General features: G+C 54.8%; 12 protein-coding genes. 3 read left to right on the top strand and 9 right to left on the bottom strand.

What is annotated here, in order from left to right; genetic code table 11:
- Positions 1-3 precede the first annotated feature (3 nt).
- The 6 genes from tssE to tssB all read right to left on the bottom strand — a co-directional run bounded on the left by tssE (position 4) and on the right by tssB (position 5,697).
- On the bottom strand, positions 4-465 hold the full coding sequence (tssE, locus tag GSQ82_RS13790) for a type VI secretion system baseplate subunit TssE (protein ID WP_158792820.1): 462 nt from the start codon (positions 463-465) through the stop codon (positions 4-6).
- A 3-nt stretch (positions 466-468) separates the two neighbouring features.
- Positions 469-2,385, bottom strand: coding sequence for a type VI secretion system protein TssA (gene tssA, locus GSQ82_RS13785; RefSeq protein WP_158792819.1), 1,917 nt, complete (start codon positions 2,383-2,385; stop codon positions 469-471).
- Positions 2,385-3,116: a type VI secretion system accessory protein TagJ gene (locus GSQ82_RS13780; RefSeq protein ID WP_158792818.1), complete on the bottom strand. Its 732-nt coding sequence runs from the start codon at positions 3,114-3,116 to the stop codon at positions 2,385-2,387. Before GSQ82_RS13780 ends, tssA begins: the two co-directional genes overlap by 1 nt.
- A gap of 6 nt (positions 3,117-3,122) precedes the next feature.
- Positions 3,123-3,614, bottom strand: a complete 492-nt coding sequence (locus tag GSQ82_RS13775; protein WP_158792817.1) for a type VI secretion system tube protein Hcp — start codon at positions 3,612-3,614, stop codon at positions 3,123-3,125.
- A gap of 65 nt (positions 3,615-3,679) precedes the next feature.
- Positions 3,680-5,182, bottom strand: coding sequence for a type VI secretion system contractile sheath large subunit (tssC, locus tag GSQ82_RS13770; protein WP_174243076.1), 1,503 nt, complete (start codon positions 5,180-5,182; stop codon positions 3,680-3,682).
- A complete protein-coding gene (tssB, locus tag GSQ82_RS13765) occupies positions 5,179-5,697 on the bottom strand; it encodes a type VI secretion system contractile sheath small subunit (RefSeq protein ID WP_158792816.1) in 519 nt (172 codons plus the stop codon). Before tssB ends, tssC begins: the two co-directional genes overlap by 4 nt.
- Positions 5,698-6,231: 534 nt before the next feature.
- On the opposite strand from tssB, the gene GSQ82_RS13760 reads away from it, so the two are divergent.
- The 3 genes from GSQ82_RS13760 to GSQ82_RS13750 all read left to right on the top strand — a co-directional run bounded on the left by GSQ82_RS13760 (position 6,232) and on the right by GSQ82_RS13750 (position 11,398).
- Positions 6,232-9,381: a serine/threonine protein kinase gene (locus tag GSQ82_RS13760; RefSeq protein ID WP_158792815.1), complete on the top strand. Its 3,150-nt coding sequence runs from the start codon at positions 6,232-6,234 to the stop codon at positions 9,379-9,381.
- Complete coding sequence (locus GSQ82_RS13755; protein WP_158792814.1) at positions 9,378-10,616, top strand: hypothetical protein; 1,239 nt, start codon at positions 9,378-9,380, stop codon at positions 10,614-10,616. The genes GSQ82_RS13760 and GSQ82_RS13755 overlap by 4 nt, the downstream gene beginning before the upstream one ends.
- A gap of 101 nt (positions 10,617-10,717) precedes the next feature.
- The gene (locus tag GSQ82_RS13750) at positions 10,718-11,398 is read left to right on the top strand and encodes a PP2C family serine/threonine-protein phosphatase (protein WP_158792813.1); all 681 of its coding nucleotides are present in this window, start codon (positions 10,718-10,720) and stop codon (positions 11,396-11,398) included.
- Between the two features lie 26 nt (positions 11,399-11,424).
- Here GSQ82_RS13750 and GSQ82_RS13745 read toward each other — a convergent pair whose 3' ends face one another.
- The 3 genes from GSQ82_RS13745 to tssK are packed head-to-tail and all read right to left on the bottom strand — an operon-like array spanning position 11,425 to position 16,906.
- Entirely contained in the window at positions 11,425-14,856 is a 3,432-nt protein-coding gene (locus GSQ82_RS13745; protein ID WP_158792812.1) for an ImcF-related family protein, read from the bottom strand.
- Positions 14,853-15,554 carry a DotU family type IV/VI secretion system protein gene (locus GSQ82_RS13740; protein WP_158792811.1) on the bottom strand — a complete coding sequence of 234 codons (702 nt, stop codon included), beginning with the start codon at positions 15,552-15,554 and terminating at the stop codon, positions 14,853-14,855. The genes GSQ82_RS13745 and GSQ82_RS13740 overlap by 4 nt, the downstream gene beginning before the upstream one ends.
- The gene (tssK, locus tag GSQ82_RS13735; protein WP_158792810.1) at positions 15,551-16,906 is read right to left on the bottom strand and encodes a type VI secretion system baseplate subunit TssK; all 1,356 of its coding nucleotides are present in this window, start codon (positions 16,904-16,906) and stop codon (positions 15,551-15,553) included. Before tssK ends, GSQ82_RS13740 begins: the two co-directional genes overlap by 4 nt.
- Between the last annotated feature and the right edge of the window lie 87 nt (positions 16,907-16,993).

Below are 16,993 nucleotides of genomic sequence, written 5' to 3'. Positions count from 1 at the left end.
GTTTCAGTCCACCAGATACTTGCCGGTGGTGAGATCAAGTATGGTGTCGAACACAATCTCCTCCGGCAAAGGTTTCATTTGCATATGCGCTCCGATTCGGAAGAGCAATCGTTTTCTTTGCGGATCCCCTTCTTCAAGCCGTACCTGAACCTCTCGAAGACGCGGCTCAGAGCGTTCGATCATCTCGGCGATCACTTGCTGTAGGCGCAACTGACCGTCGTTTGAGGTGAGATTCAGTGAGTTGAGGTCGAGCAGCCCATAATAAAGAACCGTATGTCGGGCAAGAGGGTAGTTTTCAATGCCAGCGATGGGGGGGCGGCGTGTATTCAGGAGCCATTCGAGGTTTCGCTTGATATTGTCTCGTAGAAAATTAATGGACTGCGCCCGTGTCACAGGCCAATCAGCAGTTGTACTCAATCGATCGAGAACAGACTGGGTGACCAATAATTCAAGTGTTCTTGCCATAACTTACTTACTTTCTCCGCGCTCTACCGGAGGTGTGAAAGCGAGGGCAGCGCTGGGATCAATCGCACACAGACGAGCGAAGATGGATTGAGCATCGAGCTTATCCATAGGTGAACATTGCAGGAGCAACGCATAGGGACGTGCAATGGTTTCGCGCGGCTCCCAACTTTCAAGTTGTCGTTGCTCCACTTCTCGTATAAGGCTCTGCAACACGGGTATGGCGACAGCTTTGTTCCCGCTTTGCATACAAAGCTCGGCGATCTGAAGCTTACGACTATAACGCAGACGTCCGACCGATTGCTGTGCGGCGTCATGTGCCAACATTTGAATAGCTCCTTTGATCTGACCATTGGCGGTAAGTGCCTGGGCGGCGACAAATAGATTCTCCTCATCCGGAGAGTTGGAGGATGCAGTTCCAACTTCTTGCTCGGCCGCAGGCACCGGCGCAGCGGCCAAAACCGTCGCCACCTCGATATCGTCTCGACCCGGAGTCACAGCAGGTGACGTTATCTCTTCTCGAAGCCAGCGCAGCGTGTCCGCATTCCCAACTGGCGTGTCGTCATTCAATGTCCATTGTGGAAACTCTGGAATTTCGCGCAGTGTCCGCGAGACTACACTGAAAATGGAGCGCTGCTGTGCCTCCCAACCTTCTTCGTGGCAACTAGTCCAAAGGTAGCGATAGAGGTCAAGCCACGCGCGACCGCACGACGTACCAAGCGCCTCAAAACTTTGGCGGTGTACTTCCCTCCAGTTGCCTGAATCGATAGCGTTTTTAATTGACCACCTGAGTTCGGTTGAGGGTGCTACAAGATCTTCATGTCGCAAATCTTCGCAAATGGCAAGCAATTCCCCAATACGCATAGAACTTCGCACCAGAAACGGCACGCGGCTGCTGGGATCCTGTTCGTACATGTAGCCCACGGCACTTTCGATGCGGCTCAGAGCATCGCTCCAGCTTTCGGGTGTTATCGTCTGGCTGTTCGCCTTGGGCAGAGGTTGTCCCGAGGCCAAGGCGGGGCGTGTCTGCGCAGGTCCCTCGTCCTTGACCACGTCAGCAGAGACAGGTGGCAACTCGGCATGATCTTCCTCATGAAGTAGGTCGCTTCGGCTCTCGATATCATTGCCGACTTGATCTTTTACGGCGTCTGGGTCCTGTCGTCGCTTCTCGCGTAGCAACGAACTCGAGAGATTATGCACTTCCTCCAAAGCTTCTCGTAGCTGACGGAAGGATGGACCGTCTTCTACGTAATGCTCCTCGCAAAAGATCTCCAATTCGCGCAGGGTGTCTCTAGCCGAATGTAACTCTTGCTCCAGCTCTACATAAAAAACTTTTGGTGTTGCCGCTATCGAATCGTCCACCTCTTCGCTTGTAGGCTTACCTTGGGCGACAGCCTCCTGGCGGAGCGCACGTCGCTGCTCGCTACCACCTGCCTCTTCCTCTGTCCCGGCTGCGCGAGCCGCTTTGAAGTCGAAAAAGTCAATAGCGCCACTGGTTAGCCCAAAACCATAAACAACTGTCGTATAGGATTTCGAGGCCCACTGAAGAGGGGCTACACGTAATCCTGCATCTCCATCGTCAAGCTCTGGATACAAGGTATCCCAAAAACGCTCCTGCAATTCGAGGCAAAGCCTCAATACAGATGGCAGTACAGAGACACCTTCCTGCCTGCAGACCGCTTCTCCCAGCCAAACTGCTAACTGAAGATCCTTACTCTTATTGACAAGTGCCTCACTGGCAAGTTTAATCACCAGGTTTAGATCAGCCCGCTTGACCGGCCGGTCCCACGCCCCGGTCGGTAGCGTCTCATCCTCTTCAGTTCGTGCCTCTTTGATCTGATCGTAGACTGTTTCGTAACGAAGATTTACACCCGCCGGATTATCTCCAGCAATAGGCGTCAGTAGATTCTGACGTAGAGGCACTATTCCAGCTCCACAGAGGTAGATGCAGTATGCGCGAAGGTAAGCTCGCGTATGGAAAGAAATGGATAAGCTACCCCGTCAACCAGAAAATTTTTTTGCCCAATAGGTACCCCTTCACTTTCTCCGTCCGCATTCTGCCACATGGTTGCACGACCGAGTCGCACTAAATCGTCGTCCGAGGCCGAACTACCGGGGCAAAGCACTGGAAGTAATACTTCGCCAAGATCCTGTAGTCTAAAGTCCGATGTAGTAGTGAGAGTCGCTCTTGCCCATAGTAGATCTCGAAGACGTTTCGGGGACATCATCTTTACTCGCTGAATATATCGAAATGGAATTAAGGTATAGCTACCGGCAAGAAACACCTCCAGATTTTTGCCAATCCTAGAATCCTCGTCCTCTATGGCGGTGAAAGTAGTCTCATTCACAGAACCGGAGATAGAAGCATCTTCAGGTTTCCGTGCGGATAGTTGGCCATTAAGAAATAAGTCTTCGCGCATACGCTGTGCATGAAGCGCCGCCTTGTACAGCATGGAGCCTGCCAAGGCGCCTTTATTCGATTCAGCAAGTACATCCAGCTGTTTTTCGGCGCGGGTATATGCACCCGTGAAACAAAGCAGTTCAAAGAGGAAAGTGCGACGCCTGATATCACCCGGCTGCATGCGCAGCTCAGTGCCAAGCGCCTCAATGGCCGGGCCCAACTGCCCGGCTTTATATAGGTCGACAGAATTCATAGTTGACTAGCTTGCTTTTTGCGTTCCAAGAGTATAGGTAACCTCACCCGTCGAAGATAGAGTACCGGTCTTGGATTCAACAAATGTCTCCACCGTCACTTCGGAATAAGCAAAGCTGAATGAACCTATGGCCAGACCTCCATCCCCGGCTTCCTGGAAGGATAGACTTGTGGTGTAACAATTTTGGAATGTACATTTGAAAAATGGAGACGATGTGCTATTTACCGTCTTAAGTCCAGTTACTGTTATTGAACCCAGACTTTGTTGCGATATCATATTTTTGAATAACATACCTGCGGCAGCATCCCCCTTCAATTGCAGGGCACAGTCCCCGCACATTGGCTTGGCGGGAGCCTTTCCTATTCCGTTCGAAGTGGCCGAAAGAAATAGGTTAAAGTCGATTACTTCTACCTGCCCATTTACAGCGGATGGGGTTTCATCTGGATTTGTAACTCCGGGAATTTGAGCCCACCAGTTTTGGGATGATTCGCTTGCCATAACGTATTTGTGCCCCTTTTTTATTATTTTAATGAGAAATTACTCAGTCGAGTACTCGCGAAGGTCTAGCCACGAGCAGACTCTGGAAGCTCCGCAACTAGACGAAGCGATATTGTAAGTTCGTCTAGTTGAAAGTGCGGCCGCAAAAAAGCAACTGCTCGATACACGCCAGGTTTGCCTGGAACCTCAGATACCTCAATGGACGCTTCACGCAATGGCAATTTCGATTTTGCCTTATGACTTCCTTGGTCGGACGCAAGCACATAGCGCGAGATCCATTGATTGAGAAAAATCTGGCAGTCCTCCCGTGTAGTGAAACTGCCGATTTTGTCGCGCATCATCGCTTTGAGATAGTGCGCAAACCGCGACATTGCAAGAATGTAAGGGAGCTGAGCGGAGAGGCGCGCATTAGCGTTGGCCGCGTCTTTGTCGTACAGCCTCGGCTTGTTTCCCGACTGCACGCTGAAAAATGCGGCATAATCAGTGCCTTTACAGTGCACTAGGGGTATCAATCCCTGATCGGCAAGCTCTTTCTCACGCCGGTCGGTCACCGCAACCTCCGTGGGACACTTCAGCGCAACATCGCCTTCATCGGTTCGAAAGGTGTGCGCGGGAAGTCCTTCCACCAAGCCGCCGCCCTCCACTCCACGGATTGCAGCGCACCAGCCATACTTTGCAAAGGAATTTGTAAGACGGGCGCCCAAAGCGAACGCTGCATTACCCCACAGGTATTTAGAGTGGTCCGTCCCATCGACCGCTTCTTCATAAGCGAATTCATCGACCCTATTCGTCTCGTTCCCATAAGGAAGGCGCATGAGGATGTGCGGCAGAGCCAAACCTACATAGCGAGAGTCCTCCGACTGGCGGAAGCTTTTCCATTTGGCATATTCCGTGGTGTCAAATATTTTTCCAATGTCGCGGGGATTTCCAAGCTGGGTGAAGTCTTCGAGATTGAGCAACCCTGCGGAGGCTGCAGAAAGGAACGGCGCGTGCGCAGAGGAGGCTACCTGCGCAATCCGCTCCAACAGTTCTATGTCTTCAGGCCCACGACTAAACTCGTAATCCCCGATCAACGCAGCAAACGGTGCGCCACCGAATACTCCAAACTCTTCCTCATAGACCTTCTTAAACAATGCGCTTTGATCAAACTCCGAGGCACGTTGAAGATCCTTAAGTAACTCCTTCTTGGAGACATTAAGCACCTTGATCTTGAGCATAGAGTTGGTTTCGCTCTGATCCAACAAATATTTGATACCGCGCCAAGTCGCTTCGAGCTTTTGAAAGGCTGGATGATGAAGAATTTCGTTCAGCTGCAGCGAAAGCAACCGGTCGATCTGAGCGATACGCACCTGGATCGCGGCTTCAGCATCTCTGCTTACAGTCATGTGGCCTTCGAGCACCTGGGCCACAAACCCCTTGATCATGTCGCGTCCGCGTTCCTGGCTCACCACATCTTTACTGAAGCGACCCTGGGCAACAATCTGGTCGAGTAACGATATCTCCTGGGCTCCGGCGATCACTGTATTATCAGACAACGGTTCCGCAACTGCCGACTTAACTGCACTCACTGCACACCCCCACTGTTTTCGATTTCCTTGCGCAGCTTTTCACGCATCTCTGTATTGGATACGACATCCAACAACATCTCATCGAGCTTGTCGTTGCCTTGGAGGCTGCCACTCAAGTCGGAAAGACGCTTGCGCAGTTCGAGTAGTTCGTGCAAGGGCGGAATCCTCTTTGCAACGTTCTCCGGCGCAAAGTCGTCCAACGATTCGAACGCGAGGTCAACCTTGAACTGTCGGTCATCGTTGACGTCGCTCAGTTTATTCGCAACGGAATAAGCCACGTGCGGCTCCATATTCTTGAGAACGACATCGAAGTTGTCCGGGGTAATCTCGACAAACTTACGCTCTTTGAGCGCAGCAAGCTGACTGGCCGGCTGGCCTGTTAAATCCCCAAGCACCCCCATTACAAAAGGGAGTTCCTTCAACTCAATTGCATCGCCGATTTCAACGTCATAGGTGATCTGGACGCGCGGTGCACGAACGCGATCAAGCTTATGTTGCGTATTTTCTCTTGCCATAAATGTCTCCCCCGAATCGGGCTTGCTAGAGTAATTCCTAAGCCATTTCCGATCAAATGCTCTAACTAGATCTTCCAGTGTCGTTCTCGCCTATTGATCATCCATTCACTCGAACCCGTGCTCCTTCAGCCCCGGTATGTCCAATTGAGTAAACCCCGGTTGCTCTCGTTTATTCCAAGGCAGTACGTTTTTTTTGAGATTGGGAAACTCAGATATGCCTTCCACACAATCTGACCATCAGAGACTACCCTTCATATTCAAAGAGGCGCCCCTTTGCCCCCTACCCTTGTTCGTGCAACAGAGCCTGATGCGTTGAGCAATAAACTGATCGCATTCTTAAGAAACAATACCCTTAGCTTTTTATTCCCCTGCGTATGTCGCCGAAACAACCCATTCAAAAACGTAGAGTGATTTTACGAACGGACATACCCTGTTGAAATAAAAGGCTGCCTCGGGTGTTCCGTTGGGAGACGCGATTCCACGGGGCTATCTCAGCATGCGGCGGCGTGGAGCGAGTACGAGGAAAAGTAGACAATGACTAGCGATCCCAAAGCCGACACGACTCAACGTATCGGCCGGTACGATATCATTGGTGAGATTGGCCGCGGTGGCATGGGCATCGTGTACCGTGGCGAAGACAAGCTGATTGGCCGCGATGTTGCCATCAAGACTTTGACAGAGGTGACGCCGGAGCTGCGCGAGCGCTTCTACGTCGAGGCTCGCTCGGGCATCCTTAGCCACCCGAACATCGTCACGGTATACGAACTAGGTGAACACGAAGGCAGTCCATTTATCGCGATGGAGTTCCTGTCGGGGGATTCGCTTGAAAAGATGTTGCGGTTGCGGCGACGTTTGCCCGTGCTTGAGACGTTGTTGATCGTGGAGCAGATATGCGCGGGGCTCGCCTATGCTCATCAACACGGCTTGCTGCACCGTGATGTCAAGCCCGCGAACATGATCGTGTTGCCTGATGGTCGGGTTAAGATCGTCGACTTCGGTATTGCCCGCCTGGCTGATCAAACGACGAGGCTGACTAAGACCGACGCGCTGCTCGGTACCTTCCATTACATAGCGCCCGAGCGTTTGAAAGGTGAATTGAGCGATGGACGCGCGGATATATGGTCGCTTGGCGTGATGCTCTACGAAATGGTGACGGGAGAGTTGCCGTTTAGGGGTAAAGACGTATCCGCGCTCTACCGCGTCATCAACGAACCATATGTGCCTCTTGCGGAGCTCGTTAGCGATGTACCGCAGGCGCTCTCGATGGTGCTTGATCGAGCGCTTGCCAAGGATGTCGACGAGCGTTATGCCACGGCTGAGGAGATGGCGTTTGACCTGCACCTGGTAGGGGATAGTCTGAAGATTGAGCGCGTGCAGGAACTCGTGGAGTCAGCTCGACGACTGACAGAGGAGCGCCATTTCTCCGGTGCGCGTGCTGTATTGCTTCAGGCCCAGAGGATCGATCCTTCTCATGCCGATGTTCGGCTATTGATGCAGGACGTGCAAGACGAGATCGGCCACCTGCAGCGGGGGGAGCAGCTTCGGCAGGTGGTGGAGCAGGCAGGAGACGCGGTAGAATCCGAACGCTACGATGAGGCGATTGCATTCTATGAGCAGGGCGCGAAGCTGGACCTCGAGAATACGTATGGCCTCACCGAACGGATAGAGGCAGCACGGGCGAGCAAGGAACAGGCGCGGCGGGTGCGAACTTTATGGGATCAGGCGAACGAGGCACGAAGCCGTGGTGACCTCACCATGGCGGAGGAGTTCCTAGGCCAGGCAGTGCGGATCGATGAGAAAAGCACAGACCTGCGCAATGCGCACTCCGTCGTCCTTCGCGAGGTACGGCACAAAGAGGAAGTCCGTCGCGTTGAGAAGCTGCTCCAGCGTGCGCGCGAGGAGTACAGCGGCAGGCGATATACAGAAATGATTGCTTGCTTGCGCGAGGCCGCCGAGATCGATCCGATGCACAGCGAAGTGCAGCAGTTATTGCTCACTGCGACGGCCAGGCAGAAGGAAGAACGCAGGCGTCTGTTGCTCGAGCAGCTTGTCGCGGGCATAGGTGAATCCTTAGGCGCGGAGGACTTCAGCCGTGCGCAGGATCGAATAACACGCGCACTGGAATCGCTTCCTCACGAACCTTTGCTACTGCGGCTTAAGACCGAGATCGAAGAGAAGAAGCAGGCATTCGACGCGGCTCAGTTGGTTCGCGCGGCCATGCTTGAAGCGCAACAGCTTGCTGCTGACGATCCTGGCGCAGCGCGCTCGATCATCCAGAGCGCCCTCGAGCAAGTTCCCCGCGATACGGCATTGTTGCAGTTTCTTTCGCGACTGGAGGAGCAGCTGGAGCGCATGGAGAAAGACGAGCTCCATGGACGGCGGCTGGTCGAGGCGCAGGTGCACCTGGCGGCGGAGCGATTTGATGATGCGATCCGTGGGCTCGAGTCAGCTCTGATTGAATTGGGTGCCTCGGAAGAGGTGCAATCACTTCTCGCATACGCGCGAAGTGAGCAGCAGAAAAGCACGCAACGCGCTGAAAATGAGGCCATCTGGCAGCAGGCACAAAGCTTACAGGCCGCAGCTAAGTGGCAGGCTCTGGCAGGCTATCTTGAGCCTATTGTGACAAAGCAGGAACATGCCGGGCTCGCGTCGATGCTCGAAGATGCCCGGCGGAGATTGGGGGAGACAGCAACCCGAATTGAGAACGTACGAAATCGTGTGAACGAACTCGCAGAAAAACACGCAGACGAAGCACTGCAATTGCTGGCAGATCAGCCGCCCGAGATATTGTCTAATGGTGAACTTAGCGCGTTACGTGACGAGGTCGTGCAACGCGTGGTTTTTCACCGGGCACTCGCCGCAGCGTCGGCTCAGAGCCGGCAACTGTTGGCGTCGGGCGACTTGAGTAGCAGCCTCGATGGTTTCAAGGATGTGTCGCGCACCTACGGCGATTCGTCCGAACTGGAGCAGGCAAAGGTCGCCTGTGAGAAGGATCGCATGGCTGCAGCAGATGATGCATTACAGCAGTCGATAAACCTTGCCCGCAAGGCTATCCAGGCCGATGAAGGAAAGCGGGCATTGCAAGACCTGCGCCGCAACAAAGATATTGCAGCTTTCGCGAGTGAGCCGGTGCGCGCGACGTGGCAAGCCCTGCAGGGCTCCGCGACAAAGAAGAAACGAGCGCGCAGGCAGACTGCAGGCAAAGCCGAGAACAGTGATGTAGTCGATCATGCAGGAGCAGGATTAAGTGAATTTAGTGTTGCGAGTGCCGTCACACGTTGGTCTAGGGCCTCGCTCTTTGGAGTCCTCGGCACTGCGCTTCTTGCATTCGTTGCATTCGAAAGCAGGCACACGCGTCATACGCCTGCGCCCCTGCCTGCTGGTCCGACAATCTCGACAATGCCGGCGATTCCACTCACCTATATGGAAATAAATGCCTCACCCTGGGCCAAGATTGTAAAGATCACTGACGCGCATGGCAAGAGCATGCAATTAGATGATGTGAATGCAGTCACTCCGCTTCGGGTGGCAGCTATCGCTGCCGAGGGGTATGACGTGACCTTCGAGGATGCCGAAGGCCAACAGCAGGTAGTTCATTGTAGCGTGACACCTAGCCAGCACGCATGCAGTGCGGATCTGGGAACACCCGATGTACGCCAGGTCCTTGCAGGAGAGCAACCATGAAGACACGTAACATGCGGCTTGCAGCAGCCTTATTGAGTAGTGCAGCCTTCCCCTCCCTAGTACATGCGGATCAACAGACAAACCGTCTGAAGGATATCGCCAAGTTGGCAGAGACGAATGGTGACCTGGACCAGGCAGCATCAGCATTGTGCCAAGCAGCGAAAGTGGATCCGCAGCACTACACGAAAAAATGTGCTCGCGTTCGTGCCGACGCGGATCAGAAGTTGCAGGTTTACTCGCTAAAGCTGGCTATGAGCAAGTCCGAGCTACAGCAGAAAGATTATCTCGGTGCGATCCGCGATCTTAGCACCATCAAGTTCGGCCCGAACAAGGAAGAAGCACAGCAGTTGCTTGAGCAGGCGGAAGGCTCACTGCCCGGCGCGCATCCAGAGAGCACCTCAGCTCTGCGTGCCGCGCAGGTGGCTTATCTGCAGGGAAACTTCGACCTGGCCGCGGCGCGGGCAAGCCAGGTGATGACGCAGCCTCAGCGTGCCGCTGCCACACAAATATTAACTAACATCAAGACCTACAGCGACACAATGGCGCAGGCCGACACGTTTGTCAAAAATAGAGAATACGAGCGGGCGCAACAGTTGTATATGTTCGCGGTTAGGATCAAGGCAAACGGTCCTGGCAATCCAAGTGAAAAGCTGCAGCAGCTGAACGCACTGATCGCACAACAGGCCGCGGTGGCAGCGCGACAGCCGATGTCGGACGAAACGAAAGAAACCCAGCTGTCGAATGCAGACTACACAGCGAAAATCAAGGCGGCACTGACTACAGCACGTCGCGACGAGACAAGCGACGATATGAAGGGTGCACTGCAAGCCTTCAACAGCGTACTCGCGCTCGATGAACGGCAGGCGGAGGCAATTGCAGGAAGGCATCGCATTCTGGCCCGAATGCAGCGAGATCCGAAGGCTCTTGCGGACAGCCTGGAGACTGGCATTCGCAGCTACTATGCAGCACAGTTTGACCAGGCTACCCAGGCGTTGACGCTTTACCTGAGCGGGGGCGGTATGCATGATAAGGGAGCGGCTCATTTCTACCTCGCAGCGTCTTTAGTCTCGCAAGCCGTCGTAGCCGACCCTAAAGATATCGATGAGATCGCAGACCTGCAGCAGAAGGCACAGCGGGAATTTGTATTGGCGAAACAGGCGAGTTACAGACCTGTCGAAAAACTGGTCTCTCCAAAGATTATTGCGGAGTGGAGCAAGATCGGAAGTCCGAGGTGATGGGAGAGCCTGTTGTTGTTTCGGGACTAGAGGAAGGTGAGCGGTCAATACATGCTTCGACACACGCGAGTATGCAGTGCGATGTAGCAGCGCTATCTGACGTGGGCCATAAACGCTCCAATAATGAAGACTGCTTCGGCTACGACCTAGCTAAGAAACTCTTCGTGGTCTGCGATGGAATGGGTGGCCTTGCTGCTGGTGAGATAGCGAGCAGGACCGCGGTAGATCATCTCCTCACGCATTACAGCCGCGGTGGCTCAGGCACGATGGCGATGGAGGATTCTCTTCATGAAGCGATCCTTTCCAGCAACATGGCTGTGTGGGCAGCATCGCAGACGGGGCCGCACGTCCGCGGCATGGGCACGACACTGGTGGCTGCATGTCTCGATCAAAGCCGGATCGTGATCGGGAATGTGGGCGATAGCCGCGCTTATTTTCTAAGAGACGGAGCATGCGCACAAATTACGCAAGACCACTCCGTTGAAGCAGAGCGGAGACGGCTTGGGTTGCAAGAAGATGCCGCATCTCTACGTCAGTTCATCACGAGGGCGGTCGGTGTAGCCGAGAGCGTACAGCCAGACTTCTTTACTGCCGAAGTGGGCCCTGGCGATTCTATTCTGCTGACGACGGACGGGCTTACGCGCTACGCAGATGCGGGTAAGATCGCGCTCGAAGTAAACAGGCACGCCAGCGTGGCTGAGGCATGTGCGGGACTAATCGAGATTGCAAAGTCAGAAGGCGCTGAAGATAACGTGACCTGCCTATTACTGCGCCTGTTGTAAGTCTTGTTGTACTCAAATCAGATAGCTTAATGCGCGACCTGCGAGACACAGCGTAAGCCACTCAATCCGCCGGGTATCAGCAGGCTGGCACCTGCTCCTGAGATCTCGATCCGCTCGGTGAGCGGGGTACCGTTCACTAGGATAGGTGTGTTTGAGATCTCAAGCGGATAAGCAAGCCGAGCTGGGCTGCTGGCCGGTTCGAGTTTGCCGCGATCGATCAGGTGGAACAGCGACCACGTGCCGTTGAACTGGAGCGGCAAGCTTCCTGTGCCATAGTTCGCCATAAGTTCTGCATACTTCGCATTTTGTCCGGACCAGGTGAACTGCTGTGATACATCCGCCCCTGTCAAGCGCTGCGCATCGACTGCGAGCGTTACGCTTTTGATCTCTGGCGAGCGCAGAATATGGACTGTGAAGGCCAGCGTAGGCTCGGCTGTGCCCGCGGGAAAAAGGGCAGCAGAGAGTGCGGCTGCACGGTTGAAAAACTGCAGAAACGCCGGCGCCGGCTTAAGAATCGAATTTGGCACTGCGCCCCACGTCGTGCCTTGCTGGGTAATCAGCGTCTTGAGGTTGGCATCATAGAACCGCCACAACGCGCCCGAGCCTGGCTTCAGCAAAGCAGTGACCTCCGCAGGGGTTGCATCTGTGGTAGCGTTGCGCGAAAACGGATACTTGTTCGTAAGGGCCGAAAAGCTGCTGCAGAAGCTGCGGCCCGCAGCATTTACCTGTTCTGGTCGCTCGCCTCGCACCGAGTCTTCGATCAAGGAGATTGGGGCTTGTAGTAGGCTGATGACCGTTTGCTCTACGTGTGCGTGCGGATCGAGATTAAACGCCTGCGCGGTCTCTGCGACGGCTCCGTGCGCCCTCACGGCAGCGCTAATGACGGACTGTGCAGCGTCGGGATTGCTCGCGCTTGCGGGATCCTGTGTGAACTCCGCGACAGCACCCTGCAGACCGATAAGTCCGTTGATATAGTTTTGGTTCCCCTGCGACATTAGCCTGCTCACGCTGGCTGGCGGCACAAGCGCCTGAGCTGGCTGGAATTCCTGCACAATTGATGCATCGGGCACAGCAGTGTTTTGCGAGACGGTGAACATGAGCGCAAGTAAAGCAGAGTTAGGAGAGGAAAGGCTCTGCAGCTTCTGTCTCGCATCTGAGAGGCTACGGTAGCGAACTACGGCGGCTGCGTGCAGAAAGGCTATCCATTGCTCCGCGAATTCAGTGGAGTAACGCTTGGTCAACTGCTGGATGAGTGAAGCTGTCTGCAGGGATGGCGCGGCCTGACCACCGAGTACCCATGCTTCGCCAGCGAAATACCGGTCTGGATGCTGTATCGCTTGCTGCATATAAGTAAACCCGCCCCGTGTAAATGCGCCTTGCACGATGTGTGGATCAACGACAGTGCTGCTGGAGCCCGGGAAGAGATGATTGAAGTCAACTGGGAGGCTTGACTGATTAGCAGCCGCGATCAGGTTCTGGTAGATGCGATCAAACCCGCCAAAACTGTTGAGGTAGATACGGGCGTGTGCGACGGGGTCCATCACAGGTGTGAAGTGGTAGGGATTGTCGACCAGCAGTTCGTCAGCATAGAACGAAAATTGAAACTGCGCAAGTTGCGCCTGCTCATCAGTCTCGGGTTGCTGCCCGTTCAGCCACGCCTGCACAAGAACCGGCGCAAGAAAATGAGGCGTACTCTTGTCCGCGTAGGAGGTTGTGATGAGATAAGCTCGCAACGAATTATATGCAGCCGAATACCCGGCATTGGCTGGGGCCGTTTCTGGTAGCGCTCCGAGCGTCGCTACCAGATTCCTTTGTGTGCGCACCAAAAGCAGCTGCGCGAATCTGTCGAAGTAAACGTTTCGCGCCAGCGCGATAAGGGAGTGGCCGCGATATAAGCCCCAGCGATAGCTGAATGGTGCGCCCTGGCGATCGAAAGCCTCCAGTTGCATGAGCGTAAGCCGGAGTCGATCAAGGGATGCAAGCTGTGCTGTGGAAGCAAGCGTTACGAATGGCGGTCCTGAGGCCAGCGCAATCCTGCTCTCCTCAATTGTGCGTTCAAGCTTCGCGTTATTGCGATAGGAGATGCTCAAGCCAAGGAACCAGAGTAGAAGAGCAGCTGATGCGGCGCCCAGCGAGACGCGACGCACGAGGTGAACGAGCGCGCTGGTTCTCGTGGCGGAGAGAGCAGTACGGTCGGCAAAGATTGCGTCGGAGAACAATCGTGGGAGAAAGCACCACTGCGCAATTTTCTGCGTGACAACCTGCGGGCCACCTCTCTCACTCTCAGCCTGGATGCTCTTGAGCGAAAAAATACGCGTGGCATCTGCATCGTTCTCCGCGTGCCGGCGCACGACCGCAGGCACGCTGACGGCTTGCTCGGTCACGTGCGCACGGACGCCGGTAAAGTAGAAGCTACGTAGACAGGGATTCGCACTGAGGTGACTCGGACGTGTGAGCTCTACGAGGTAAGAGGCAAGGTTAGTCCGCAGCTTTTGCATCTCGCGGGGAAATTCGTAGACCAGAGCGCTGCTCTCCTCGTCTGAGCTGCGCGAAAGTGCTTCGACGCGAAATTCGCCCAGCGAAAAAAAAAGTTGATCGAGCGCTGACGAGACGGTTGAGGTTGTCTGTTCAGCATAGAGCCCACCTATCACACTGCTGTGAGAGAGAGCGATGCCAAGCGGGGCCATGATTTCTTCGGTTGTAAGATGGCGGACATATTCGGCGAAACCTGGAATGCGATCGAGTTTGGTAAAGATAACATACACCGAAACATCGGTGCCAAGCTTACGGGAGAGGGTCCGCAGCATTAGATTAGTCTTGCGGGCCGACGCGGTAAGCGACTCAGCAGCGTCTGGCCCGAAGAATAGTTCGCAGCTCATGCACACAATCGCTGCGCGGAACGTTGGTCTGATGCCGAATGCGGAACGGTATGTCTTGGGTCGAGTCTTATGCACCAGCGTATTCCAGAGATGGTCGCTTTCGCGCAGTGTTTCGCCTGCTTCGATTAAAATGCCATTCTCTGTATAGGAGAATGTGGCGAGCGCCGTAGGAATCACACTCTTGTCGCGGTAAACCTGTCCGGCCAGCAGTTCTGGATCAAGCCCGGAACGGAGTAGCGTTGTGGTCTTCGCCGAGTTGGCTCCTCCAAGAATGTAGAACAGGGGGGTTGTATCTAGTGACTTGGCGCGGGCTCTCTGCGAAGAGACCAGTCTCTGTTGAGCATCACGAATCAAAGTTGTAAGTTCGGTAGCATCACGCACCTCCGCGTCAGATGCGGTTGCTCTCACCACTCCGCGTTGTGCAAAGAAGACGGCTACGGCGGCGGCGATGCCAGCCGCGATGATGATAAGCCGCAGCAGTACCAGGGCGCCTCCGTGGAAGTGGGTTATCGGACCGACCAGCCATCCAAGCAGACCCGAAGTGGTCAGGAAAAGAGCCGGGAAGAGGTAGGGCTTCACAATCCCCCCTGATAGATAACCTGGCTATCTGCCTGCAGACGCGGAGCGTCGGCAGAGAGTGAGACTTCGTAGACGCCGAAAGCGAGCAGGACGAAGCAGGCCAGGATACATGCAGTCCATGCGAGACGGCGGGTCCACGGGTCAGGACCGCGCCGCATAGGGATTACGGCGGTAGGGGTGGGTAGCGGACGTAGGCGCGCTTCTCCGCGTATGCGGACAATTCGCTCGCGAGCCTGACGGAGCATCGCATGCAACTCCCCGCTGTTGCCGAACGCATACCTTCCGCGGTAACCCATCAAAAGGCACAGGCAATGCATCTCGAGCACATCTGCAACCTCGGGAGAGTCCTGTTGTGCGAGCGTAGAGTGTAAATTCTGAAAAAACTTTTCGCCTGCAAGGTGGCCGCCGAAAAGTTCCTCCTGCAAGGGACGGCGTGCCCAATGTGCGAAAACCGGGTCTTGCAGATTAAGGATACTTTCATCGAGAAATGCCACTGCGGCAAAGACAGCTCTCTGTATGCTTTCATTGTTGTAGCCGAGAGCCCGTGCCTGTTGCATGGTAGTTTGCAGCGATTGGCGAATTTGCGCGCGAAATCCTTGTGCCTCCTGCACCTGCTGCGCTCGAAACTTGACACGCAGGATGGCGGTAAGAACTTCCTGGAAAGTGGAAGCTAGGCTCGCTGCACGTGCATTGCTCATGATGCCGTCTCCACGATGGCGATAAGTGTGAACTCAGGGTCGGCGATTTCGCCGGGTATATAGATGCCGACGCTCTTCGTTTGCAGGATGTGTTCCCAACAGGCGCCCGAGGTATCGATTGAGAAATATTGCATGTCGGCCACTGCGCGAATCGCTGTTGGCGGTACAGGCAAATGCATCAACGTCATGCCCGGCAGCGCACGCTTGACGAGCTCTGGGACGAAACGAGCAGAGCATATCTTGATGAGCCGCGGAACGAGTTGTAGTTGCTCAGATTCGCCGATCGATGAGCGTACGCCGAGGATCCAGCGTGAACGGTGTAGGCAGCGCTCGTCGATCACGACTGCCTGATGAAGGTAGGCGCCTGCCGACGTGAACGTAAGCGTGACAGCGTTCGAGGGGACAACGATCTCAAGGTGATGCCGTATGTGAGCGATAAGCGCACGAAATATTGGGCCAGGATCGCCGTGATTGTAGTCGGGCAGCAGTCGAGGGGAGGAATCTACGGAGAACGTGCATAGCGCACCGGCGAGGCGCGATACTTCAAGAAAACAATCGGCAGGGTGCGCGTGCCGCGTGTAAATTAGGTGCCGCAGCGGAGGCAACGCAGTATGCAGGGAGTGTAGAAACCAGTAATTGGCTATGTCGAGCGCGGAAATACCGGGCTCGAAGCGTTCCGGTCGCTGTGCCCCACGCAGAATGGTAGCGCTCTTTTCACCAATGGTATCAATCAATCGTTTTAGCATCGACATCAGGGCAGGGCTCGCGCTGACGCGTAGGCTTGCCGGCACAAATTCGTCGTCGTAGGTGAGCTCCCCGCGGCCGTCGCGAACAACACGCGCAAGTGGCAGGGATATCATCCCCGGCGTAAGCTCGTTCGCAGTGACGATGTGAATATTCTTACGTGCGAGCAATACTTCGCGTTCGTCGAGTCCGTTGGTCTCATCACGCAATGTATGCGGTGCACTCAGGTAGCGAGAGTCTCCCGACGCGTGTGAAATATTCGCGTCATAACCATCATTTCTGCGGCCCGGCACCATAAGGTACAGCAGCAGCTCTGTCGCAGATGGCTCAAATAGCAGCGCAAGGTCGCGCGTCGCCGGAACCGCGTCAGACGTGGGCATATCAAATGTAAGCCCATCCGCAAAGATGCCAGAGGCGTGCAACAGCGAGGCGCTCCCGTTGGAGATCGCTTTTGCGTCCATTTCGAGATAAAGAAATCCCCAAGGCTCGCTCCATAAACCGCTGGCGAGAAAGGCTATGGAATCGTCGAAATAACGGCTTTGTGCCTGAAAGTGGTGCGGGGCAAGATACATACCTTCGGACCACACAGGGCGAGATAGAAATTTCATAAGCTTCGGTCTGGATCCAAGTAGTCCCTGGAGCGAGTGGTTTTCCACTGTTATCTGTCGCCAGGGAGAACGGCGTACATTTTTATC

Origin of the sequence: Granulicella sp. L60 (assembly GCF_009765825.1) — a bacterium.
Lineage (GTDB): Bacteria > Acidobacteriota > Terriglobia > Terriglobales > Acidobacteriaceae > Edaphobacter.
The sequence above is the reverse complement of the archived record's forward strand: the minus strand, read 5'-3'. Positions and strand labels throughout refer to the sequence as shown.

What these genes read in the sequence shown, in the direction of transcription:
- tssE (WP_158792820.1), bottom strand. Translation starts at nt 465, where the DNA reads ATGGCAAGAACACTTGAATTATTGGTCACCCAGTCTGTTCTCGATCGA.
- GSQ82_RS13780 (WP_158792818.1), bottom strand. Translation starts at nt 3,116, where the DNA reads ATGAATTCTGTCGACCTATATAAAGCCGGGCAGTTGGGCCCGGCCATT.
- GSQ82_RS13775 (WP_158792817.1), bottom strand. Translation starts at nt 3,614, where the DNA reads ATGGCAAGCGAATCATCCCAAAACTGGTGGGCTCAAATTCCCGGAGTT.
- tssB (WP_158792816.1), bottom strand. Translation starts at nt 5,697, where the DNA reads ATGGCAAGAGAAAATACGCAACATAAGCTTGATCGCGTTCGTGCACCG.
- GSQ82_RS13760 (WP_158792815.1), top strand. Translation starts at nt 6,232, where the DNA reads ATGACTAGCGATCCCAAAGCCGACACGACTCAACGTATCGGCCGGTAC.
- GSQ82_RS13755 (WP_158792814.1), top strand. Translation starts at nt 9,378, where the DNA reads ATGAAGACACGTAACATGCGGCTTGCAGCAGCCTTATTGAGTAGTGCA.
- GSQ82_RS13740 (WP_158792811.1), bottom strand. Translation starts at nt 15,554, where the DNA reads ATGAGCAATGCACGTGCAGCGAGCCTAGCTTCCACTTTCCAGGAAGTT.
- tssK (WP_158792810.1), bottom strand. Translation starts at nt 16,906, where the DNA reads ATGAAATTTCTATCTCGCCCTGTGTGGTCCGAAGGTATGTATCTTGCC.